17 protein-coding genes are annotated in these 22450 nt (G+C 66.7%); 9 read left to right on the forward strand and 8 right to left on the reverse strand.

Translation table 11 applies throughout. The features are described from left to right. Nucleotide 1: 1 nt before the first annotated feature. Together K5K93_RS16915 and K5K93_RS16920 are read right to left on the reverse strand one after the other, a co-directional pair. Nucleotides 2-1198 carry a lipase family protein gene (locus tag K5K93_RS16915; protein WP_222388479.1) on the reverse strand — a complete coding sequence of 399 codons (1197 nt, stop codon included), beginning with the start codon at nt 1196-1198 and terminating at the stop codon, nt 2-4. Nucleotides 1199-1351: 153 nt separating this feature from the next. Further along, nucleotides 1352-2236 carry an outer membrane protein assembly factor BamD gene (locus tag K5K93_RS16920; protein WP_093818749.1) on the reverse strand — a complete coding sequence of 295 codons (885 nt, stop codon included), beginning with the start codon at nt 2234-2236 and terminating at the stop codon, nt 1352-1354. A gap of 114 nt (nt 2237-2350) precedes the next feature. Here K5K93_RS16920 and rluD point away from each other — a divergent pair, with 114 nt between their 5' ends. Genes rluD through K5K93_RS16935 form a run of 3 tightly spaced genes read left to right on the forward strand, consistent with a single transcriptional unit; the run spans nt 2351 to nt 4532 of the window. Next, nucleotides 2351-3340, forward strand: coding sequence for a 23S rRNA pseudouridine(1911/1915/1917) synthase RluD (gene rluD / locus K5K93_RS16925; RefSeq protein ID WP_093818748.1), 990 nt, complete (start codon nt 2351-2353; stop codon nt 3338-3340). After that, complete coding sequence (gene pgeF, locus K5K93_RS16930; protein ID WP_093818747.1) at nt 3340-4107, forward strand: peptidoglycan editing factor PgeF; 768 nt, start codon at nt 3340-3342, stop codon at nt 4105-4107. Before rluD ends, pgeF begins: the two co-directional genes overlap by 1 nt. After that, nucleotides 4107-4532, forward strand: coding sequence for a thiol-disulfide oxidoreductase DCC family protein (locus K5K93_RS16935; RefSeq protein ID WP_222388480.1), 426 nt, complete (start codon nt 4107-4109; stop codon nt 4530-4532). The genes pgeF and K5K93_RS16935 overlap by 1 nt, the downstream gene beginning before the upstream one ends. Before the next feature lie 74 nt (nt 4533-4606). Here K5K93_RS16935 and otsA read toward each other — a convergent pair whose 3' ends face one another. From otsA to K5K93_RS16955, 4 genes are all read right to left on the reverse strand, one after another. Further along, nucleotides 4607-5971 carry an alpha,alpha-trehalose-phosphate synthase (UDP-forming) gene (gene otsA, locus K5K93_RS16940; protein ID WP_093818745.1) on the reverse strand — a complete coding sequence of 455 codons (1365 nt, stop codon included), beginning with the start codon at nt 5969-5971 and terminating at the stop codon, nt 4607-4609. Then, entirely contained in the window at nt 5968-7749 is a 1782-nt protein-coding gene (locus K5K93_RS16945; protein WP_093818793.1) for a glycoside hydrolase family 15 protein, read from the reverse strand. Before K5K93_RS16945 ends, otsA begins: the two co-directional genes overlap by 4 nt. A gap of 38 nt (nt 7750-7787) precedes the next feature. After that, nucleotides 7788-8546 (reverse strand): trehalose-phosphatase, encoded by a 759-nt coding sequence (gene otsB / locus K5K93_RS16950; RefSeq protein ID WP_222388481.1) that lies wholly within the window; start codon nt 8544-8546, stop codon nt 7788-7790. A 204-nt stretch (nt 8547-8750) separates the two neighbouring features. After that, nucleotides 8751-11183, reverse strand: a complete 2433-nt coding sequence (locus K5K93_RS16955) for a TonB-dependent receptor (protein ID WP_222388482.1) — start codon at nt 11181-11183, stop codon at nt 8751-8753. Nucleotides 11184-11423: 240 nt separating this feature from the next. Between K5K93_RS16955 and K5K93_RS16960 the strand changes: the two genes are divergently transcribed. From K5K93_RS16960 to K5K93_RS16975, 4 genes are all read left to right on the forward strand, one after another. After that, complete coding sequence (locus tag K5K93_RS16960; RefSeq protein ID WP_222388483.1) at nt 11424-11900, forward strand: DUF3574 domain-containing protein; 477 nt, start codon at nt 11424-11426, stop codon at nt 11898-11900. A 36-nt stretch (nt 11901-11936) separates the two neighbouring features. Beyond that, nucleotides 11937-12797 (forward strand): SH3 domain-containing protein, encoded by an 861-nt coding sequence (locus K5K93_RS16965; protein ID WP_222388484.1) that lies wholly within the window; start codon nt 11937-11939, stop codon nt 12795-12797. 109 nt (nt 12798-12906) lie between these two features. Further along, entirely contained in the window at nt 12907-14625 is a 1719-nt protein-coding gene (locus K5K93_RS16970) for a thiamine pyrophosphate-dependent enzyme (RefSeq protein WP_025874311.1), read from the forward strand. Nucleotides 14626-15327: 702 nt separating this feature from the next. Further along, nucleotides 15328-16935 (forward strand): hypothetical protein, encoded by a 1608-nt coding sequence (locus K5K93_RS16975; protein WP_222388485.1) that lies wholly within the window; start codon nt 15328-15330, stop codon nt 16933-16935. A 60-nt stretch (nt 16936-16995) separates the two neighbouring features. Here K5K93_RS16975 and K5K93_RS16980 read toward each other — a convergent pair whose 3' ends face one another. Next, nucleotides 16996-17706 (reverse strand): glutathione S-transferase, encoded by a 711-nt coding sequence (locus K5K93_RS16980; protein WP_222388486.1) that lies wholly within the window; start codon nt 17704-17706, stop codon nt 16996-16998. A 149-nt stretch (nt 17707-17855) separates the two neighbouring features. Between K5K93_RS16980 and K5K93_RS16985 the strand changes: the two genes are divergently transcribed. Both K5K93_RS16985 and clpB read left to right on the forward strand, forming a co-directional pair. Next, nucleotides 17856-18671, forward strand: coding sequence for a DUF3014 domain-containing protein (locus K5K93_RS16985; RefSeq protein WP_222388487.1), 816 nt, complete (start codon nt 17856-17858; stop codon nt 18669-18671). 179 nt (nt 18672-18850) lie between these two features. Then, nucleotides 18851-21436: an ATP-dependent chaperone ClpB gene (gene clpB / locus K5K93_RS16990; RefSeq protein WP_222388488.1), complete on the forward strand. Its 2586-nt coding sequence runs from the start codon at nt 18851-18853 to the stop codon at nt 21434-21436. Between the two features lie 84 nt (nt 21437-21520). On the opposite strand, the gene K5K93_RS16995 is transcribed toward clpB, so the two are convergent. Then, nucleotides 21521-22321, reverse strand: a complete 801-nt coding sequence (locus tag K5K93_RS16995; protein ID WP_222388489.1) for a MipA/OmpV family protein — start codon at nt 22319-22321, stop codon at nt 21521-21523. Nucleotides 22322-22450 lie beyond the last annotated feature (129 nt).

Genomic DNA, 22450 nt, shown 5'->3' on the forward strand with positions numbered 1-22450 from the left:
TCTACCGGGCTTCGTTGAGCAGTTGCTCCAGGCCGGCGGTTTCGGCGGCTTCGTCAAATTGGCTGTCCCCCAGCCGCGCACGCACGAATGCCAGGCCGTCGGCCGCCGCTGCGTCCAGCGTACCGCGATGGTCGACCGGGTATCGGCGGAATGCCACCGGTTCACCGCGCAGGGCCAGTCCGACGGCATACAGCAGGGTGGTGAGATAGGGCACGTCGCGATCCTGGCTGCCGTGGCCGAGCATCAACGGCTGGCTGAAGCCCCGCCGTGGCACGCCCAGATAGTCATGCAGCAGCGCCCAGATGCCCGGCACCGAGGTCAACGGTGCGCTGAACATTTCTCCCGTGTTCGCTCCTTCCAGGGTGGCCGCCAGCGGGCCCAGGCACTGCTGGCGCGCCAGCGCGACCCGTGCATGGCCTTCATCGCTGAGCACGCGTGCGATACGCGGCTCCACCTGCAGCAGGCCATCGAGCAGGTAGGCGTGATAGGCATTGAGCGCGCCCGGATTCGGCGTGCGGCTGTCCGGCTTCATCACCAGCGCGGTCAGTTCGACGGCCGTGGGCGTGCCGGTGGTGAAGCTGCCGCGGTACTGCAGCGAGGGTCCATGGGACGGTGCCAGATGGCCGGCCGTGAGTGCGGCGGCGCCGCCCTGCGAATGGCCCACCGATACCCAACGCGGTGACAGCGTGGCATTGCCGAGGAAATGGCGGCTGGCCTTGATGAGATCGATGGCGTTGCGCGCGGAGGTGCGCACGTGCAGGTAGGCGTGGTCACCCGGGCCGCCCAGGCCCTGGTAATCGGCGGCGAGAACGGCATAGCCCTGTGCCAGGAACTGGTCAAGGAAGCGACCGTCACGCTCGGGCTGATAGGGGCCGGATACCGAGGGCGCGCAGTGGTCGGCGATGCCCTGGGTGCCGTGGGCCCACGACACGACCGGCCAGCCACCTGCCGGCGCAGGCCCGGCGGGCAGGTAGACCAGCCCGGTTGCCTCGGCCAGGCGACCGTGATGATCGGGGGTGCGGTAGGCCAGCTTATAGGCCTGGGCGGCCTTGGAGGGCACCCAGCTGGCGCGGTAGGGCGCGGCCGAGAGCAGGTCACCCGGTTCCGCCGCCAGCGCGACAAGGGGGCAGGCGGCCAGCGCGAGCAGGGCAGTGGCCAGCAGGATCGGGCGCGGTCGGAACCGCTGGGATGAGGACATGTGGCGCTCCATACAGGCCGGGATGGCCTTTGCGCCGCATTCTGGGAGCTGTTCTCGGCACCGACTGCGATGGATGTCGCAGTGATCGCCGGTTCGTAGCATTCCTAGCGGTGACGCCAGGCAAAAAAAAGGCCCCGTGCGGGGCCTCTTTTCTTACTTCTTTTCCAGTCGCGCGTTGCGCTGGCCGGTGGCGGCGGACTTCTCGCCGGCAAACGGGTTCAGCTTGCGGATCATCCACGGGTACTTCGGCCACTTGCCTTCCAGCCACGGGTGATCCGGCTGGTTCAGCTGCAGGACGCGGCGGGCGTCGTCGGCCAGGGTCTTGTTGCCCAGGTGGGTGTAGGAATCGGCCAGCACCGCCACGGCATCGTTCTGGAATGCGCTCTGCGGGTAGTTCTCCAGCAGGTAGTTGGCGCGGCCGGCAGCCGATACCCAGGCGCCGCGACGCACGTAGTACAGGGCGTTGTCGAGCTCGTGCTGGGCGAATACGTCACGCAGCACCAGCATGCGCTGGCGCGCATCGGCGGCGTAGCGGCTGTTGGGATAGCGGTCGACCACGATGTTGAAGTCTGAATACGCCTGGTGCGGCGTGGACAGATCGCGGCGGCTCGCGTCCAGCGACCATACGCGACGCAGGAAAACCGTATTGCGGTTGGAGTTGGCCAGGCCGCGCAGGTAGTACAGGTACGCGATGTTGCGGTGCGTCGGGTAGGTACGGATGAAGCGGTCGATGCTGGACACCGCGTCATCGTGCTTGCCGGCCTTGTACTGGGCATAGGCCGATTCGATCATCGCCTGCTCGGTGTACGGGCCGTAGGGATACTGTGCCACCAGGCGACGGAAGCTGGCTTCAGCGCCGCTCCAGTTGCCGCCTTGCATCAGCTTGTGGCTCTTTTCGTAGAGCTGTTCGACCGGGGTGCCTTCATCAGGGCGGTCGCCCTTGGTGCCGCGGTTGCAGCCAGTGGCGACGATGACCAGCACCAGCAGGAGGGCGGTCAGGCGGACGGGCGCGGAGAGCAGGACGGAGCGTCGGATCATGGGGTCAATGCGGGACGCGGCTGGAATACGAAGGGTCGATGATAGCCTAGTGTCCTGTCCAGCGACTGAAACCGGTTCGCCGGGACCCCAAAATTTCAAAGATGCCCCCCTGCCATGTCTGAACAACCCTCCGAATCGGCCCGCCAGGCCATTGTCCCCGACACCTCCGCCGGCCGCCGTTTCGACGCGGTCGTGGCCGAGCTGTTCCCCGAATACTCCCGTTCCCGCCTGACCGAGTGGATCAAGGCTGGCGACGTCCTGCTGGACGGCGCGCAGGCACGCCCGCGCGACGCACTGCGCGGCGGCGAGGTGGTCACCCTGCAGGCGGTGCTGGAAACCCAGACCAGCGCCGAGCCGGAAGACATCCCGCTGGACGTGCTGTTCGAGGACGAGCACCTGCTGGTGATCAACAAGCCGGTCGGCCTGGTCGTGCACCCCGGTGCCGGCAACCACAGTGGCACCCTGGTCAATGCGCTGCTGTACCGCGACCCATCGGTGGCGGTGCTGCCGCGCGCGGGCATCGTGCATCGCCTGGACAAGGACACCAGCGGCGTGATGGTCGTGGCCCGCACGCTGGAAGCGCAGACCGCACTGGTCGAGCAGCTGGCCGCCCGTGACGTGCACCGCCAGTACCTGGCCGTGGTGATGGGCGCGCTGGTGGCCGGTGGTACCGCAGATGCGCCGATCGATCGCCACCCGCGCGACCGCCTGAAGATGGGCGTGCGCGAGGATGGCAAGGAAGCGGTGACCCATTACCGCCTGCGCGAGCGCTTCCGTGCGCATACCGCGCTGGAATGCCGCCTGGAAACCGGGCGTACCCACCAGATCCGCGTGCACATGGCGCACCTGCGCCACCCGATCGTGGGCGATCAGCTGTACGGTGGGGCGCTGAAGCTGCCCAAGGGTGCCAGCGACGAGCTGGTGGCCGCGCTGCGCGGCTTCAAGCGCCAGGCCCTGCATGCAGAGACCCTGGAGTTCGTGCATCCGATCAGTGGTGAGCCGGTGCGCAACACCGCGCCGGCGCCGGCCGACATGCTGCACCTGATGAAGGTGCTGCGCGAAGACAGCGCGGCCTTCGCCGAGCGCGAGCGGGACCGCTGGTAATGACTACCGCGCTGCCGATGCTGCAGGCTGATTGGCCAGCGCCCCCGGGCGTGCATGCACTGACCACGCGCCGGCATGGCGCGGGTATCTCGCCAGCGCCATTTGCCCAGTTCAACCTGGGCAACCGGCACGCGGCCGACGGTGACACCCCGGCCAACGTCGAACACAACCGGCAGCTGCTGCAGCAGGGCCTGGCACTGCCATCGGCACCGCATTGGCTGCGCCAGGTGCACAGCAGCACCGTGTTGCGTTTCGGCGCGCCGCCGGTGGAGGGCGCCAGCGAACCGGTGGCCGATGCCGCGGTGACCTCGGTGCCCGGCGTGGTGCTGGCGATCCTCACCGCGGACTGCCTGCCGGTGGTGTTCGCCGCTGCCGATGGCCGCGAGGTGGGCGCCGCCCATGCCGGTTGGCGTGGCCTGGCCGACGGCATGCTGGAGGCCACCGTGGCCGCCATGCAGACGCCACCGGCGCAGCTGCGCGCGTGGCTGGGCCCGGCGGCGGGACCGGCCGACTACGAGATCGGCGAAGAGGTGTACCACGCCTTCGTCGGCCACGACGCAGCCGCTGCGGCGGCCTTCGTGGCGACCCGCCCCGGTCACTGGAGAGTGGATCTGTTCGCGCTGGCGCGCCAGCGCCTGCAGGCCGCGGGCATGGCGCTGGGCAACATCCACGGCGGCACGGTCTCGACCATGGCCGATGCGGATCTGTACTCGCACCGTCGCGACCGCCGCACCGGCCGGATGGCGACGCTGGTGTGGATGGACTGATGCGGGGGGATCGCGCTGCGGGGGTAGAACCTGGCGGCGTGATCGTCTTCGATGGCGTCTGCGCGTTGTGCAGTCGCTGGGTGCGTTTCCTGCTGCGGTTCGACCGGCAGGAACGCTTTCGCTTCGCGGCGATGCAGGGCGCGCGGGGCAGCGCGATGTTGCGCGCGCACGGCCTTGACGCGCACGACCCGACCTCGTTCCTGCTGTTGGACGGGCAGGGCGCGTGGACCGATACAGATGCGATCCTGCGCGTTCTGGACGCACTGGGTGGTGGCTGGCGCCTGGCTGCCGTACTGCGCGTGCTGCCACGCCGCTGGCGCGATGGCGCCTACCGCGTACTGGCACGCAACCGCTATCGCTGGTTCGGGCGCCATGACGCCTGCTTCCTGCCCACCCCGGAACAAGCCGCGCGGTTCCTCGATTAAGCGCCGCCGGGCGTGGCCCGGCGCTACCCCGTGCCCAGATCAAGGTAGCGCCGGGCCATGCCCGGCGTGGGCGGTCAACCTTCCAGGGCTTCGAGGTAGCTGCGGCGCCAGTGGTTGATGTCGTAGGTGCGCAGGTGGTCCATCATCGCGTGCCAGCGTTCCTTGCGCCGGTGCAGCGACATCGTCGCCGCGGTGGCGATGGCATCGGCCACGCCGTCCAGATCATGCGGATTGACCAGCAGCGCCTGCTTCATTTCATCGGCGGCGCCGGCCAGCAGGGACAGCACCAGCACGCCGGGATCTTCCGGATCCTGCGAAGCCACGTATTCCTTGGCGACCAGGTTCATGCCATCGCGCAACGGGGTGACCAGGCCGACAGCGGCGGCACGGTAGAAGCCGGTCAGCGTGGCGTGGGTGAAGTTCTGGTTGACGTAGCGCAGCGGTGTCCAATCCGGCTCGGCATGGCCACCATTGATGTGGCCGGCGATCTGCTCCAGCTGGCTGCGCAGTTGCCGGTATTCGGTGACATCGCCGCGCGAGACCGGTGCGATCTGCAGGTAGGTGAGCGAGCCACGCTGGTCTGGATGGCGCTGCAGGTAGCGTTCGAAGCCGAGGAACCGTTCGGGCAGGCCCTTGGAATAGTCCAGTCGATCCACGCCGATGGCGAGCTGGCGGTCGCGCAGGCTGCTGCGCAGGTTCTTCACGGCCGCCTTGCTGGCTGCGGTGCTGGCCTGGCGGGCGATCAGCTCGGTGTCGATGCCGATGGGGAATGCCGCGGCACGGAAGTGACGTCCGCCGGGTGCTTCGAGCTTGCCGTTTTCCAGTACCCGGCCACCGCCGAACAGGCGCAGGTAGGTCTGGAAGCGATCGGCATCGCGCTGGGTCTGGAAGCCGACCAGGTCATAGGCATACAGCGCCGAGAACAGCCGCAGATGATCGGGCATGGCCTGCAGCAGGTCGGCCGAGGGCATCGGGATGTGCAGGAAGAAGCCGATGCGGCAGCCGATGCCGCGCTCGCGCAGCATCGCGCCGAGCGGAATGAGGTGATAGTCGTGGATCCAGACGATATCGTCTTCGCGCAGCAGCGGCGCCAGCTTGTCGGCGAACAGTGCATTGACCCTGTGGTAGGTCTCGCGGGTGCCGCGGTCGTAGTCGACCAGGTCCAGGCGGAAGTGCAGCAGTGGCCACAACGTGCGATTGGCGAAGCCGTTGTAGTAACCGTCCACATCACGCTTGGCCAGGTCCATGGTGACGTACTGGATGTCACCATCGCGCTGCTCGTGCAGCGCGCCACTGGCCTCGCGCACGCTCTTGCCACTCCAGCCGAACCACAATCCGCCGCGTTCCTTCAGTGCCGCCAGCAGGCCCACGGCTAGGCCACCGGCGCGGTTCTCGCCGGGCACAGCCACGCGGTTGGAGACGATGACAAGACGGCTCATGAGGCCTCCTGCCAGGAACGCGACAGGCGCATGGCCGCAGTGATCAGGCCGACATGCGAGTAGGTCTGCGGGAAGTTGCCCCAGGCTTCACCACCGTCGAACGCCAGGTCTTCCGACAGCAGGCCAAGATGATTGCGTTGCTGCAACAGTGATTCGAACATGTCGCGCGCCTCGTCCATGCGGCCGATCGCAGCGAGCGCATCGATGTACCAGAACGTGCAGATGGTGAAGCTGGTTTCCGGTTCGCCGAAATCATCCGGGGCGATATAGCGGTACAGCGCGTTGCCGTGCTTGAGGTCGCGGCCGATGGCGTCGACAGTGGCGACGAAGCGTGCGTCGTTGGCGTCGATGAAGCCGATGTCGGCCAGCAGCAGCAACGAGGCATCCAGGCGGTGGCCATCGAAGGTATCGGTGAAGTGGCCGAGTTCCTCGCTCCAGGCTTTTTCCATGATGCGTGCGTGGATGGTGTCGGCACGCTCGCGCCAGTACTGCGCGCGGTCATCACGCTTCAGGCGCACGGCGATCTTGCACAGGCGATCGCACGCCGCCCAGCACATCGCGCTGGTGTAGGTATGCACTTCGGTGCGGCCGCGGAATTCCCACAGGCCGGCATCGGGCACGTCGTGCAGTGCGAACGCCTGTTCACCCAGCGGTTCGAGCCGGGCAAAGGTGTGGCTGTCACCGGGGTCCTGCAGGCGACGGTCGAAGAACAGCTGGGTGGAGGCCAGCACCACGCTGCCGTATACATCGTGCTGGCGCTGTACCCAGGCCAGGTTGCCGCGCCGCACCGGGCCCATGCCGCGGTAGCCGGACAGGCTGGGCACTTCGTCCTCGTCCAGCTTGGCTTCGAAGCCGATGCCATACAGCGGCTGCAGGGTGCCGTCGGTGGTGGCCAGGTTGAAGATGTAGCCGAGGAACTGCTCCATCGTGCGGGTGGCGCCCAGACGGTTCAACGCGCGCACCACGAAGGCGGCATCGCGCAGCCAGCAGTAGCGGTAGTCCCAGTTGCGCACGCTGCCGGGCGCTTCCGGGATCGAGGTGGTCATCGCCGCGATGATCGCGCCGCTGTCCTCGTACTGGCAGAGTTTGAGGGTGATCGCACTGCGGATCACCGCGTCCTGCCATTCCAGCGGGATGGACAGGTACCGCACCCATTCGCGCCAGTAGTCGCGGGTGCGCTGGAACGCTTCCTGCACGTAGCCGCTGATGGAGCGGTTGAGCGATTCATCCACACCCAGGATCAGGTGGATGGGATGGTTGAGCACGAACGGCAGGCCATCACGCACGAAGCGCACAGGCACGTCGGTAGTCAGGCGCAGCACATGCTCGGGCAGGATCCAGCGCACGTGGTTGCTGCCCCAGGTGGACTCGGGTACGCGTGCGCCCCAGTCGGCCAGTGGCCGCGCACGGATCACGATGCGCGGGCTGCCGGACAACGGGCGCACCTGTCGGATCAGGCTGACCGGCCGGTAGAAACGATCGTTCTGGCGCCAGCGCGGGGCGAAATCGAGGATTTCCAGCGCGCCGCCATGTGCATCGCGCAGCACGGTGCGCAGGATCGCGGTGTTGGTCAGGTATTCCTGTTCGCTGCCGGCGAAATCCTCCAGTTCGATGGCGAAGTCGCCGCCGGTCTGCTGATTGGGGCTGAGCAGGGCACAGAAGGTCGGGTCGCCGTCGAAGGTCGGCAGGCAACTCCAGACAACACGGGCGTGCTTGTCGATAAGGGCGCCGAAGCTGCCGTTGCCGACCACGCCCAGATCAAGATCGGGTTGGGTCATCACGCGGTACATCTCGGTTGCGGCCGTGGGGGCCGGGGTCAATACGCATTCTCACGCAGCCAGGCGTGCACGCTGCGTATGTCGGGCAGGGCGAACACCGCTGCACTGGGTTCACGTTCGCCGATCAACACGCTCCAGCCATGCAGGCCATTGGCCGCATCGAAGCCGAATTCATCGGTCAGGTCATCGCCGAGGAACACCGGCAGACGCCCACGGAACGGCAGGTACTGCATCAGCCGACGTACCGCGCGTCCCTTGTCGGTGCCGACCGGAACGAATTCAACGACATGATCGCCCGGTTGCAGGCGATAGCTGGCGCGGCCGCGGATATGCCGGTCGGCGAACGCGCGTACATCGCTGGCGGCATCGGGGGCGCCGCGCCAGTGCAGGGCCAGGCCTACGCCCTTGTTCTCGACCAGTACGCCGGGATGTCCATGGGCGAAACGCATGGCCTGTTGATGAAGCGCATGCAGCCAGTCGGCGGTGTCGTCACCATGCTCATCGCGTATCACGTGCCCGTCCTGCGCACGCAGTTCGTGGCCATGCAGGCCCGCAGCGGGAAGCTTGAGCGGCGCGAACAACTGGTCCAGCTGTTCAAGCGGGCGACCACTGACCAGTGCCACGGCACCTTCCAGCCGATCGCTGATGCGGCCGATGGCTTCACGCACATCGGGGAGAAGCTGCACGGCGTCGGGGCGTGCAGCGAATTCGATCAGGGTGCCATCCACATCGAGGAACAACGCGCAGGCATCGTCCAGCAATGGAGGTGGCGGACGCAGGGGGAGCGGTTCAGCCATGGCGACCACCATGCCAGTGGCGGCGTGTACGCCGGGTCGAGGCCAGGCTACGGCGGGTGCGGACCAACGGTCCGCACCCACCCGGTGGGTGCCGGCGCACCCACCCGCAGTGATCCATCGCGTCCCGGTGGGTGCCGACCGTTGGTCGGCATGCTGTGCGGACCAACGGTCCGCACCCACCCAAGGCAATCACACCCAGAGCAATCAGAACGTGTAGCGCACGCGACCGTAGTAGTACGCACCGTTGCTGCCGATCGGCGACAGCACGTCGTAGGGCAGGTTGCCGAAGTAGTGGATGTCCTCGTTGGAGCGATCCGGGTAGTTGTCGGTCAGGTTCTGCCCACCGATGGCCACGCTCCACTGCGGGGTGATGCGGTATTCCACTTCCGCATCCAGCTGCCACTCGGCCTGGTAGGTCTGGCGCGGAATGTAGCCATCACCGAAGTTGAATACGCGGGTCGCGCTGCCGTAGCGGTTCACCCGGCTGCTCAGCGACCAGCGGTCGTTGCTCCAAGCGGCCGAGAAACTGCCGCGGGTACGCGGGGTGGCATCGGTCAGCGTATTGGTCTCTTCGATGCCGAACAGCACGTAGTCCGGGTCCAGCGCCTGCAGCTGCGCCGGTGTGGCCAGCACGTTCTTCAGCGTGGTCTTGGCGTAGGCGTAGGTGCCGGTCAACAGCAGCTGGCCATCGCCCAGCGACTGCCGCCAGTTGCTCACCAGCTCGGCGCCGCGGGTGCGCGTGTCGGCGGCGTTGACGAAGAAGCTGGCGCTCTGCAGGCCGCCGACGCCGTAGTTGGTGGCCACGTAATCGGTCAGCCCATCGCCGGTGATGCTCTCGGACAGCGCGATGCGGTCGTCGATGTCGATCTGGAAGAAGTCCAGCGACAGGTCGAAGTGCTCGCCGATGCGGCTGGTGAAGCCGAGCGAGGTGTTCAGCGACTTCTCCGGCTTCAGGTCCTGCGCACCCAGGCCACGGGCGATGGGGTTGTTGACCGAGAGCAGGCGGCCCTGCACCAGCTGGCCGCCGGCGTTGTAACCGGTGGAGGTGGATTCGTAGCCGATCTGCGCCAGTGACGGTGCGCGGAAATTGTTGGAGATCGCGCCGCGCAGGGCGAATGCCGGGGTGAACTCGTAGCGCAGTCCGAGCTTGCCGGTCAGTTCGCCGCCGAAGTCATCGCTGTGCTCGTAGCGCGCGGCCAGGTCGGTGGAGAATTTTTCGCCGAACTGGCTGGACAGGCTGGCGTAGGCACTGGCCACATCGCGTGACAGGGTCGCCGCATCCTGCGGAGTCAGGCCACCGCCTGCCTGCGAGCCGGTCGGGCGATCGGTGTAAGTGCCGGCGGCGTAGCTGGCCGGGTCGCCTGGACGGGTCTGGTAGCGTTCGTGGCGGGCTTCGGCGCCCAGGCCCAGGGTGTGGCTGATGCTGTCGCTCTGCGAGAACACGCGGCTCAGGTCGACGTTGCCTACGGTCTGCGCGTACTCGTAGTCGGCCGTCTTGAAGCGGGTCGGACTGGTCGGGCCCAGCGAGGCATTCAGCGAATCGCGCAGACGATACGTGAAGTCGTTCTGGCCGTAATCCAGGCTGCCGTCATAGCTCCATTCGCCCCACTGCCCACGGATACCGGCGACCGCCTGCACGTCGCGGTTCTCGCCTTCGGAGATCGGCCGGTAGCCATTGGGGTAGACCTCCTTCCAGTTGGCATCGCCATCGGGATAGCGGAAGTAGTTCGCGCCTTCGGTATCACGCTGGTTGAAGGTGCCGAACGCATAGAACGTCGCGGTCTTGCCCACCGGAATCTCGGTGTTCAGCCACAGATTGATGTCCTTGCTGGCGCCATCGCCGAGCACGTAGTTGCGCTTGCCCTGCAGGGCAAGATTGGCCTCGGTCTGGTCCCACGGCGGAATCTGGTCGAAGCCGGCGCGGTTGGTGCCGTTGCGCTTCTTGTATTCCAGGCCGACGCGCAGGAAGCCGCCGTCTTCGCCCAGCGAGGTGCCCACCTTGGCACTGAGGTTGCCCGTCTGGCCGTCGGTGAGGGTGCGGCCGATCGGCTTGAGGTCGGTGTGGTTGGCGCCGTAGCTGGCTTCGATCTCGCCGCCGTCGCCGCCGTTGTCGAGGATCACGTTGATCACGCCGGCCACGGCATCGGAGCCATACAGCGCACCGGCGCCATCACGCAGTACTTCGATGCGCTTGATGGCGCTGACCGGGATTGCGTTGAAGTCGACCGGGGTGGTGCCCTTGCCGATCTTGCTGTCGGTGTTGACCAGCGCGGTGTGGTGGCGGCGCTTGCCGTTGACCAGCACCAGCACCTGGTCCGGCGACAGCCCGCGCAGCTGCGCGGCGCGCACGTGGTCGGCGCCGCCGGAGTTGGACTGGCGGGGGAAGTTGAACGAGGGCAGCAGGGCCTGCAGGGCGCTGCCCAGCTCGCCGTTGACCACGCCGGCCTTGCGGATGTCCTCGGCGGTCAGCACGTCCACCGGCGAGGTGGATTCAAGCACGGTGCGGTCGGCGGCGCGGGTGCCGGTGACGATCACCGTGTCCAGGTTGGTGGCGGCGTCCTGGGCCGAAGCCAGGGCGGGGGACAGGGCGAGCGCGATGGCGAGGCCGAGCGGCGACGCGGACAGGCGGGGGGACATGCGGACTCCAGCAGCAACGACGTGAGGAAGGGGGGGGGAGATAGTTTCACTTACATCCATCCGGATGAAGCGATATATTATCTTGGCGTGAGGAGGCGGTGCGATGCAAGTCCCGTCTCCCATTGCATCACTTCATGCCCTGCCGGCATGAGGGCATTGGTTGCAGCCGCAACCGAGGCGCAGGTGTACCCTCCGTGCCCCTTCGTCGTGCTTTTTCCCCTTCCCGGAGTGCTGTTCCCGATGAAACACCTTGGCCTTGTCTTCGCCGTGCTGCTGGCCACCAGTGGCTGCGCCAGCCTGTCCTCCAAGGCGCCCAGCGCCTATGCCACCACCGCCGACCTGCAGGGCGACGCCGCGCGTCCGTCCAGCGGCCACGGCTGGGTGCGCAGCGAGCTTTATTTCGGCGTGGGCGAAGAGCAGGGCGCCGGTGACCGCCCGCAGGCCGATACCATCAGCGATGCGCAGTGGCGCGCGTTCCTGGACAAGGAAGTGACGTCGCGCTTCCCGGACGGCCTGACCGTGTTCGATGCCTACGGCCAGTGGCTGTTCCGTGGCGATGCCTCCCCGAACCGCCTGCGCACCAAGGTGCTGGTGGTGCTGCACGAGGACAGCCCGCAGCGCCGCGCCGACATCGAAGCGATCCGTCTGGCGTGGAAGCAGCAGACCAAACACCAGTCGGTACTGTGGTCGCGGCAGGCGGTTGACGTATCGTTCTGACCTGGACGCGCCACTGTGGCGCTGCAGGGAATGACGATGACACCCAGGGATGTGCTGATGACGGTGATGCTGGCCAGTCTGTTGGCGCCGGCGGCACAGGCGCAGGACAAGGACCGGGGCCCGCTGCGGTTTTCGCCGGCAGCGGGCGTGCAGGCGGCGGTAGAGGTACAGGAGGACGGCATGCTTGCCGTGCTCCTGCAGCCGGCAGGGAAGCGGCAGCGCCTGCCTGGCGCGCCGGACGCCGAGGGGCATTCGCGCCTGGGCGCAGAGGATCTCGATTTCGACGGGCGTCCCGAGCTGGTTGCGCGCGCGGCGGTGGGCATGGTCAATGAGGCCGTTGCGGTCTATCGCTTCGACGTGGGCAGCGGTGAGTTCCGCGCACTGAAGGCGGTGACCCATGGACACGACCAGTGCGGTGACCTGATGGGCCTTACCGCCGACGCCGCCACGCGCACGCTGACCGCCAGCTGCCGCAGTGGGCCGATGTGGTACAGCGACGTGTATCGCTTCAATGGCCAGCAGCTCTATCTGTACCGCGGTGAGAGCGTGCTGATGCTGGGCGATACGCTGAACCGTGCGTTGCACTGGGAAGAGACCGAGAACCAGGGGCCACTGGCGGTGTGGCGCACCTACGATCCCTCCGGCAAGGTGCTGGAAAGCGCCATCGGCGACGGGCTCGGCGCACCAGCAAGCGGTGCGCCGCTGGTGGGGCTGATGGCGAGCGTGCTGCCTGCGCGCCTGTTCCTGTTCGATCATCCCGGTGCGTCCAGCACGCAGCGCTACCTGGTGCAGGGTGATCGCGTGGAGATGCTGGATGAGCAGGATGGCTGGGTGCAGGTGCGCTACCGCAACCCGAAGCGCGGCGCGCTGACGGGGTGGATCAACGTCAACGATTGACGGCAGCCCTGCCCGGAGTTTGCACGACAAGGCGATCGGCCTCTTGCCCACGGAAGCATCACTTCACCGGGACTAGCCTCGGGGTTCCCCCTTGCAAGGTTGTAGTCCCATGAGCAAGCGCGTTGCCGAGATCGTCGTCGATACCCTGCAGCAGGCGGGCGTCCGCCGTTGTTATGGCATCGTCGGCGACACCCTGAACCATGTCACCGACGCACTGCATCGCAGTGAGATCGAGTGGGTGCATGTCCGCCATGAAGAGGTCGCGGCGTTCGCGGCCGGTGCCGATTCATTGATCAGCGGCCAGCTGACCGCCTGCGCGGGTTCGTGCGGTCCTGGTGGTCTGCACTTCATCAACGGCATCTTCGAGAGCAACCGCAACCGCGCGCCGATGGTGCTGATCGCCAGCCAGGTGGTCACCAGCGAACTGGGCATGGAGTTCCCGCAGGAAGTGGATTTCAAGGCGGTGTACGGCAGCTGCACCGTGTTCTGCGAGCAGGTGCACAGCCCGGCCCAGGCACGGCGCGTGGTGGCGCTGGCCTGCCAGGCGGCGATCAGCCGCCGCGGTGTGGCGGTGGTGATCCTGCCGGCCGACATCAGCGAAGCGGAAGTGAAGCACGATGTGCCGTTCTCGGTGCATTACACCCAGCCGGTGCTGCGCCCCTCCGAGGCCGAGCTGCAGCACATCGCCGAACTGCTGGGGCAGGGCAAGCGTATCGGCATCTATGCCGGCGCCGGTTGCCAGGGGGCACATGCGCAGCTGCTGGAACTGGCGCGGCGCCTGCAGGCACCGGTGGCGCACACATCGCGTGCGAAGGACTTCGTCGAACCGGACAACCCGTACAACATGGGCATGACCGGAGTCTTCGGCATCGAGTCCGGGTTCCACACGTTGATGGAGTGCGACACGCTGCTGCTGCTCGGCGCGGATTTCGCCTGGGGCCAGTTCTATCCGGACAAGGCCACGATCATCCAGGTCGACCGCGACGGCAGCCACCTCGGTCGCCGCCATCCGGTGAACCTGGGCGTGGTCGGTGATATCGCACCGACACTGGACGCGCTGCTGCCGATGCTGCCCCCGCGCGAAGACAGCAGTTTCCTGGACGAATGCATCGAGCACCGCGACAAGGCGCTGAAGAAGCGCGAGCAGGAGGAGCAGCCGGGTGAGGGCGAGCTGATCCATCCGCAGCACCTGACCGCGCTGCTGTCGAAGTACGCTACCGACGATGCGCTGTTCACCGCGGATGGTGGCTCGCCGATGGTGTGGGTGCTGCGGCACATCCGGGTGAACGGCCGGCGCCGCACGCTGACCAGCCTGCTGCACGGCACGATGGCCAACGCGATGCCGCAGGCGCTGGGTCTGCAGAAGGCCTTCCCGGGGCGGCAGGTGATTTCGTTGTCCGGCGATGGTGGGTTGGCGATGTTGCTGGGCGACCTGCTGACCGCGGTGCAGGAGAATCTTCCGATCAAGGTGGTGGTGTTCAACAACGGCTCGCTGAATTTCGTCGAGCTGGAGCAGAAGGTGGAGGGGCTGCTGGACAACTACACCGACCTGAAGAATCCGGATTTCGGCCGGTTGGCCGAGGTGATCGGCTTCCATGGCCGCACGGTGACCCGCAGCGAGGACCTGGAAGAAGCGGTGCAGGATTTCCTGGCCCAGCGTGGGCCGGCGCTGCTGGATGTACATACCAGTCGCGCGGAGCTGGTGATGCCGCCGCAGATCGAGGCCAAGCAGGTGGCGGGCACGGCGTTGTATGCGGCCAAGGCGGTACTGAGCGGTCGCATCGACGACGTGAAGCATCTGCTGGTGGACAACTTCCTGAAGAAGTGAGGGTTGGGTTTTGATGCAGGGCTGCGCCCTGCACCCGCCGAAGCGGTAGTGCCGGCCGCTGGTCGGCAACCTCAACCTCAACAGCAAGCAACAGCAAGCAACAGCAACAGCAAAAGCTGGCTTCCTGTGGGATGGCGGGGTGGGTCCGGTTGCGGGGGACGCCGTGAATACGTCCCTGTAGGCTTGGCCGCGGCATCCATGCCGCGGACACCCCCGCAACCGGACCCACCCCGCCTTCGACAGATTTCCGCGATCTGTTGGAATGGCATGGCCTGTTGCTAGTGGGACCTTGGTCGACACAGTAGATCCACGCCATGCGTGGATGTCTGTCGGTAGTGCCGGCCGCTGGCCGGCAACCACGCAGATGCCTGCGATCCGGCGCCTGAGAGCGCAGCGACCGGCTTCTGCTTTTGATCTTTTGATTCTCTTCCGTGGCTGGCGCCCGCAGGAAACTGTCCGTGGCCGGGCGGGGTGGGCTGCGCAGGACCGTTGGCGCCATGGATGGCGCCATCGAGCCCCCATGGACGGGTTTACGGCGTGTCCTGCGCAGCCCACCCCGCACGACCCACTCCGATAGCCTGCTTTCAGCGACCAACCACGAGGGGCTCCGCCGTTGGCTGGAACCCATCATTCCACTCGGGAATTGGCGCGCCGGCCCCGCTGGGCCTACCATCGGCGGTCCCCACCCCCACCGCCCCTTCCATGCCCGCTCCCGCTTCCACCGCGCCGCGCCGCTGGTTCGTCGCTGGCGACTTCAATGGCTTCTTCGGCCTGGTCGTCGACAACCTCTCCATTCTCGGCTTCATCGCCATGGCCCTGGTCGGGATGTTCCAGTTCCCCGCCGACGTGGTCTTTGGCCGCATGTTCCCCGGCACCGCCCTGGGCGTGCTGGTCGGCAACCTGCTGTACACCCTGATGGCACGGCGCCTGGCCGCGCGTACCGGGCGCGACGACGTCACCGCCATGCCGCTGGGCCTGGATGCACCGACCAGCATCGGCATGGCGCTGCTGGTGCTGGGCCCGGCCTTCCTGGCCTTCAAGCAGCAGGGCCTGGACCCGCATGCCGCCGCCATCGCCACCTGGCAGCTGGGTATGGCGTCGCTGGTCATCATGGGCGTGCTCAAGCTGATCCTGTCCTTCTTCGGTGAAGCGGTGACCCGCGCGCTGCCGCGCGCTGCGCTGCTGGGTTCCATCGCAGGCATCGCACTGGTGCTGATGGGCCTGCTGCCGTTGCTGGAAACCCTGCGCTCGCCGCTGGTGGGCTTCACAACGCTCGGCCTGCTGCTGTACGTGCTGATCGCCAAGGGCAAGCTGCCGCTGCGCGGCCCCGGTGTGCTGCTGGCCTTCGTGTTCGGCACCGTGCTGTATTACGGGCTCGGCCTGGCCGGCCTGGGTGTGCCCGGCTTCCAGATTCCGGCCTGGGTGCCGCCGCAGGTGGTATTGCCGCTGCCGACGCTGGGCTTCATCGAGGGCCTGCCGACCGCGATGACCTACCTGCCGCTGCTGTTGCCGTTCGGCCTGCTGATGGTGGTCGGTGGCATCAACGTATCCGAGAGCGCGCGCGCGGCCGGCGATGACTACCGCACCCGCGACATCCTGCTGGTGGAGGCGGTGGCCACGCTTGTGGCCGGCGTCTGCGGTGGCGTTGCGCAGACCACCCCGTACATCGGCCAGCCGGCCTACAAGCACATGGGCGCGCGCAGCGGCTACACGCTGCTGACCGGCCTGTTCGTCGGCATCGGCGGCATGCTCGGCATCATTTCCGGGCTGGTGCAGTGGCTGCCGCTGGCGGTACTGGCGCCGATCATCGTGTACGTGTCGATCGACATCACCACCCAGGCGTTCCAGGCCACCCCGCGGCAGCATGCCGGTGCGATGGTGCTGGGCTTCCTGCCGTCGGCGGCCTACCTGCTGGCGATCAAGGCGCCGGGCTGGATTCCGGCCGAGCAGATGGGCGCGCTGCTGACCCACGTCGATGGCCATGGCCTGCCGGAGCTGGCGGTGATCTTCGCGCTGGGCAACGGCTTCATCATCACCTCGATGCTGTGGATCGCCACCGTCGCAGCGATGGTCGATGGCCGTCTGCGTCGCGCCTGCGGCTTCCTGCTGGTGGCTGCGGTGCTCACCCTGTTCGGCCTGATCCATTCGGTGGATCCGCGCGGCGGCATCTACCTGCCGTGGGATCTGCAGGGCCTGGCCCGCGTCATCAGCTGGCAGTTCGCCGGCGCATACGTGGCGTTGGCCATCCTGCTGGGGCTGCTGTCGCTGCAGAAGCAGGCGGTGAAGCCACTGGCTGAAAACGCCCATTGACCGGTAGCGCCGGGCCATGCCCGGCGTTGGGTTGCGCTGCCGCAGGGATTGGCCCGGGCGCTACTTCCCGCTATCCAGTTCCGGGTAATGCCGGAAGATGCCGTTGGTGTTGAAGGGCAGCCGCCGCTCCGAAGCGAGATAGGCGGCGATGCCGGGCCGTTGTTGCACCCGGTCCTTCAGCGCGCGCAGCAGTGGCAACGTCGGCCACAGCGCCTGCATGCGGCGTGGAAACATATAGTCCAGCCCGCTCAGCAACTGGAACAGCGACAGGTCCACGTAGGAGTGTTCGCGCAGCGGGTGGCGACCGCCATTGGCCTTCAGCACCTGCTCGAAGTAGCCGAGGAATTTCGGCAGGCGCTCATCGCGCAGCGCTGCCGCGCGCGCCTTGGCCTCGGTCTTCTGGTCTTCGTAGTACTTCGACGCGGCGATCGGATGGTGGGTGTCGTGCACTTCGGCCACCAGATCGGCGATGGTCAGCTGCAACTGCAGCGCCTGCATGCGCCGCGAGGCGGCCTGCGGAACCAGATCCAGCGTCGGGCCGAGGAAATCGAGAATGGCCGCGACCTGTGCGATGACCTGTCGCCCCGCCTTCAGGAACGGTGGCGCGAAAGGTTGCGCACCTTCGCTGTGGCCATCGAGGAACGGCTGCATCACCGCGTCGCCGTGCACTCGCGCCATGTCCACGTAATCGGCGCCGGTATCTTCCAGCGCCAGCCGCACGAATTCGCCACGGCCCTGGATGCCGGTCCAGTAGTACAGCGCGTATTGCATGCAGGCTTCTCCACCCAACAGGGGCAACAGGGTCGCGCGTATCGCGCAAAGCAGGCGTGAACCACAACGGCAGTGGAATGAGTGGGGAACCCCGCCGAATCAGGGGAGTCACACCTTGTCCATGCAGGTGAAAAGCGAGGTTCTGCATCATGCAGAGTGGAAAAGCGGTCTGGCCCTGGGTTCTGGGCGTGGTGGTGGTGGGCGGCGCGGGCACGTGGTTGTTCCGCGACCAGTTGCAGCACCTGGCAGATGGCGTAGCGGTGCTGGAGCAATCCGCGCCGACCTCGGCCGTCGCCGCACCGAAGGCCGCTGCTACGCAGCAACCCGCGCCCTCTCCGATCAAGCATCCGCTGGATTCGGAGGCCGCCGCCGACCCTGCGCTGCCGAACCTGGCCGACAGCGATGCCGCCGCCTGGAGCGCAGTGAGCGAACTGTTCAAGGGCGAGGGTGCGTTGAGTGCCCTGCTGCGCGATCACCTGATCCAGCGCCTGGTCACCCAGGTCGACAACCTGGACAAGGCCAGTGTGCCGCCTGCCGCGTTGGCCTTCAGGCCGCTACCGGGCAGCCTGCAGGTGGAGCCGGGCGAGGGCGGCGAACGCATCGCTGCGGCCAATGCGACGCGCTATGCGCCCTATGTGCAGGCCTTCACGGCGCTCGATCCGGCGGCGGCGGGCCAGGCGTACAAGCGCTTCTATCCGTTGATCCAGCAGGCCTACGTCGATCTGGGCCGTCCTGACGGGTATTTCAATGATCGCCTGGTAACGGTGATCGACCACCTGCTGGACACCCCGGAGCTGGCCCAGGCGCCACTGCTGCAGCGCGATGAGCGCGGCCGCTACCGCTTCGCCGATGCCACCCTGCAGTCGCGCTCGATCGGGCAGAAGGCCTTGCTGCGCATGGACGTAGCGCAGGTGCGGGCGGTCAAGCAGCAGCTACGGGCGATCCGGGCCACGATCACCCGGTGAGCTCCCATCGTGCGGATCTGATCCGGATCAACGCGCCGACAACACCGCTTCCGGCATGCTGGCCACGGGCTGACTGGCCTTCGAATGCAGTCGCAGCCACCCTTGAAACCGGGTGGGGCAACCGCATCTTTCCAGCATCGCCGGCGCGGGCCGGCCAAGATGACCGATGAGGTTTCGCAATGCGAATGGACAAGCTCACCTCGCGTTTCCAGCAGGCGCTGGCAGACGCGCAGTCGCTGGCGGTAGGCCGCGACAACAGCATCATCGAACCGGTGCACGTGTTCAGTGCCCTGCTGGACCAGCAGGGGGGCAGCACCCGGCCGTTGCTGGCCCAGGCCGGCGTCAACGTGCCGGTGCTGCGCGAGCGCCTGGACGAGGCGCTTGAAGCGCTGCCGAAGGTGTCCGGCGAGGCCGGCAACCTGTCGATCGGCAACGACCTCAACCGCCTGCTCAACCACACCGACAAGCTGGCCCAGCAGAACGGTGATGCCTTCATCGCCAGCGAGTGGTTCGTGCTGGCCGCACTGGAAGACGGCGGCACGCTGGGCATGGCCATGCGCGCTGCCGGTGCCGACAAGGCGCGCCTGCAGACCGCCATCGACAAGCTGCGTGGTGGCGAGAACGTGCAGTCGGAGAACGCCGAAGAGCAGCGGCAGGCGCTGGAGAAATACACCATCGACCTGACCGCACGCGCCGAGAGCGGCAAGCTCGACCCGGTGATCGGTCGCGACGAAGAAATCCGCCGCACCATCCAGGTGCTGCAGCGTCGCACCAAGAACAATCCGGTGCTGATCGGCGAACCCGGCGTGGGCAAGACCGCGATCGTCGAAGGCCTGGCCCAGCGCATCATCAATGACGAAGTGCCTGAAGGCCTGCGCGGCAAGCGCGTGCTGTCGCTGGACATGGGCGCGCTGATCGCCGGTGCGAAGTTCCGCGGTGAATTCGAAGAGCGCCTGAAGGGCGTGCTCAACGATCTGGCCAAGAGCGAAGGGCAGATCATCCTGTTCATCGACGAGCTGCACACCATGGTTGGCGCGGGCAAGGCCGACGGTGCGATGGATGCCGGCAACATGCTCAAGCCGGCACTGGCGCGCGGTGAACTGCATTGCGTCGGTGCGACCACGCTGGACGAGTACCGCAAGTACATCGAGAAGGATGCCGCGCTGGAGCGCCGCTTCCAGAAAGTGTTCGTGGGCGAGCCGACGGTGGAGGACACCATCGCGATCCTGCGCGGCCTGAAGGAAAAGTACGCAGTGCACCACGGGGTGGAGATCACCGACCCGGCCATCGTCGCTGCCGCCACCCTGTCCAACCGCTACATCACCGACCGCCAGCTGCCGGACAAGGCCATCGACCTGATGGACGAGGCTGCTTCACGGCTGCGCATGGAGATCGATTCCAAGCCGGAGGAACTGGACCGCCTGGAGCGTCGCCTGATCCAGCTGAAGATCCAGCGCGAGATGCTGAAGAAGGAGACGGACGACGCTTCGCGGCAGCGCCTGGCCGATCTGGAAAACGATATCGATGCGCTGGAGCGCGAGTTCTCCGATCTCAACGAAGTCTGGAAGTCGGAGAAGGCCGCGCTGCAGGGCACGACCAAGATCAAGGAACAGGTCGAGCAGGCCAAGGTTGAGCTGGAGTCGGCGCAGCGCCGGCAGGATTTCGCGCGCATGAGCGAGATCCAGTATGGCGTGCTGCCGCAGCTGGAAAAGCAGCTGGCTGCCGCCCAGGAAGTGGAGAACCACGACTTCAAGCTGGTGCAGGATCGTGTCACCGACGAGGAGATCGCCGAGGTCGTCTCGCGCTGGACCGGCATCCCGGTCAACAAGATGCTCGAAGGCGAGCGTGACAAGCTGCTGCGCATGGAAGAGGTGCTGCACAACCGCGTGGTCGGCCAGGAAGAGGCGATCAAGGTGGTGTCCGACGCGGTGCGTCGTTCGCGCGCTGGCTTGTCCGATCCAAATCGACCGGGTGGATCGTTCCTGTTCCTGGGCCCGACCGGCGTGGGCAAGACCGAATTGTGCAAGTCGCTGGCCGAGTTCCTGTTCGACAGCGCCGACGCGATGATCCGCATCGACATGAGCGAGTTCATGGAGAAGCACAGCGTCGCACGCCTGATCGGTGCGCCCCCCGGCTATGTGGGCTATGAGGAAGGCGGCTACCTCACCGAGGCCGTGCGCCGTCGCCCGTATTCGCTGATCCTGCTGGACGAGGTGGAAAAGGCGCATCCGGATGTGTTCAACATCCTGCTGCAGGTGTTGGACGATGGTCGCCTGACCGATGGCCAGGGCCGCACGGTGGACTTCCGCAATACCGTCATCGTGATGACCTCCAACCTGGGCTCGCACCAGATCCAGGACATGAGCGGCGATGACACGCCAGAGGCCTACACGCAGATGAAGGCGGCGGTGATGGGCGTGGTGCAGGCGCATTTCCGTCCGGAGTTCATCAACCGGTTGGATGACATCGTGGTGTTCCATCCGCTGGACAAGCAGCAGATCAAGCAGATCGCGCGCATCCAGATGCGTGGCCTGGAAAAGCGCCTGGCCGAGCGTGGCCTGAAGCTGGTGGTGTCCGATGCAGCGTTCGATCTGCTCGGCAACGTCGGCTTCGATCCGGTCTACGGCGCGCGTCCGTTGAAGCGTGCGATCCAGGCACAGCTGGAAAACCCGCTGGCGCAGAAGATCCTGTCCGGTGCGTTCGTCAACGGCGATACCATCGAAGTGGGCAACGACGGTGGCCATCTGGTGTTCGCCAAGGCCTGATGCGTGCCACGGGGCGCTGCATGATCGCAGCGCCCCGTTTCTTTGCCAGCGCGAACGTCGCTGTCCGGCGCTCGCCGGCCATGCTCAGAACCGGTGCGTATACCCGGTCATCAACCCGAACTGGTTGGCCTTCTGCACGATCGGGCTGTCGGCGGCGTCGCCGAGCAGGCGGGTGCCTTCCACGGCGATGTACCAGTTGCCGTTGCGACCAGCACGATGGCTCCATTTCATGCCCAGCCCGGCGCTGACCAGGCCAGCCTTGGGCCTGTGCTGGGCGAACCCGGTGCGAGCGGCCTGGTCGGGGCTGACGCCGTACCAGGTCTGCATATAGCCGCGGTTGCCGTAGTCGGTGGAGACGCTGCCGCTGACCACGCCACCGGCCAGATCGAACAGCGGCATCTCCAGGTTCAGGTGGATCTGCTGGGTGGCAAGGCCGTTGTCGCCCTTGTCGTCGTCTTTCAGCGTGTACTGCCAGGAACCACTCAACACCGCCTCACCCAGCGTATAGCCAGCCGCCAGGCCGACCAGGGGCCGGGTATCGATATCGCCCATGCCACGCAGGAAGTCCGAGCCGCCGAGGATCGAGTTCTTCTCGCGTCGGCTGCCGCTGCCGCCGACGTAGGCGCGCACGCGGGTGTGCTCGCCGATGGCCGTGCCCCAACCCGCACCGCTGGTACCCAGAAACCAGCCGCCCGGCGAAGTCACGTCGAACGACAGCGTCGGTGCGGCCTGGAATTCCTCGCTGCCGCTGTAGCGCGGGGCAACGCCGCCACCGGCGGCAAGCTCGAAGGTCCATTGACCCTCCTTGGCTTGCGCTGTGGACGTTGCGAACAAGGGCAGCAGGGCCAGGCCGAGCAGGGTGGGGAAACGGCGACGGTGGGACATGGCAACTCTCTACAGTGGGAGGAAATGCAGTGCGCGCATCCGGCGCGTGCTGCTGGGTCGACAGCGTGGCGGGATGCCACCGACCAATCCGTCCGCAGTTGTGCGGGAGTTGTAAGCAACTGTAAGCGC

The organism is Stenotrophomonas sp. DR822, from assembly GCF_019793815.1.
GTDB lineage: Bacteria > Pseudomonadota > Gammaproteobacteria > Xanthomonadales > Xanthomonadaceae > Stenotrophomonas > Stenotrophomonas indicatrix.

Coding starts and splice junctions, on each gene's coding strand:
- K5K93_RS16915 (WP_222388479.1), bottom strand. CDS start 1,198: ATGTCCTCATCCCAGCGGTTCCGACCGCGCCCGATCCTGCTGGCCACT.
- K5K93_RS16920 (WP_093818749.1), bottom strand. CDS start 2,236: ATGATCCGACGCTCCGTCCTGCTCTCCGCGCCCGTCCGCCTGACCGCC.
- rluD (WP_093818748.1), top strand. CDS start 2,351: ATGTCTGAACAACCCTCCGAATCGGCCCGCCAGGCCATTGTCCCCGAC.
- pgeF (WP_093818747.1), top strand. CDS start 3,340: ATGACTACCGCGCTGCCGATGCTGCAGGCTGATTGGCCAGCGCCCCCG.
- K5K93_RS16935 (WP_222388480.1), top strand. CDS start 4,107: ATGCGGGGGGATCGCGCTGCGGGGGTAGAACCTGGCGGCGTGATCGTC.
- otsA (WP_093818745.1), bottom strand. CDS start 5,971: ATGAGCCGTCTTGTCATCGTCTCCAACCGCGTGGCTGTGCCCGGCGAG.
- K5K93_RS16945 (WP_093818793.1), bottom strand. CDS start 7,749: ATGACCCAACCCGATCTTGATCTGGGCGTGGTCGGCAACGGCAGCTTC.
- otsB (WP_222388481.1), bottom strand. CDS start 8,546: ATGGCTGAACCGCTCCCCCTGCGTCCGCCACCTCCATTGCTGGACGAT.
- K5K93_RS16955 (WP_222388482.1), bottom strand. CDS start 11,183: ATGTCCCCCCGCCTGTCCGCGTCGCCGCTCGGCCTCGCCATCGCGCTC.
- K5K93_RS16960 (WP_222388483.1), top strand. CDS start 11,424: ATGAAACACCTTGGCCTTGTCTTCGCCGTGCTGCTGGCCACCAGTGGC.
- K5K93_RS16965 (WP_222388484.1), top strand. CDS start 11,937: ATGACACCCAGGGATGTGCTGATGACGGTGATGCTGGCCAGTCTGTTG.
- K5K93_RS16970 (WP_025874311.1), top strand. CDS start 12,907: ATGAGCAAGCGCGTTGCCGAGATCGTCGTCGATACCCTGCAGCAGGCG.
- K5K93_RS16975 (WP_222388485.1), top strand. CDS start 15,328: ATGCCCGCTCCCGCTTCCACCGCGCCGCGCCGCTGGTTCGTCGCTGGC.
- K5K93_RS16980 (WP_222388486.1), bottom strand. CDS start 17,706: ATGCAATACGCGCTGTACTACTGGACCGGCATCCAGGGCCGTGGCGAA.
- K5K93_RS16985 (WP_222388487.1), top strand. CDS start 17,856: ATGCAGAGTGGAAAAGCGGTCTGGCCCTGGGTTCTGGGCGTGGTGGTG.
- clpB (WP_222388488.1), top strand. CDS start 18,851: ATGCGAATGGACAAGCTCACCTCGCGTTTCCAGCAGGCGCTGGCAGAC.
- K5K93_RS16995 (WP_222388489.1), bottom strand. CDS start 22,321: ATGTCCCACCGTCGCCGTTTCCCCACCCTGCTCGGCCTGGCCCTGCTG.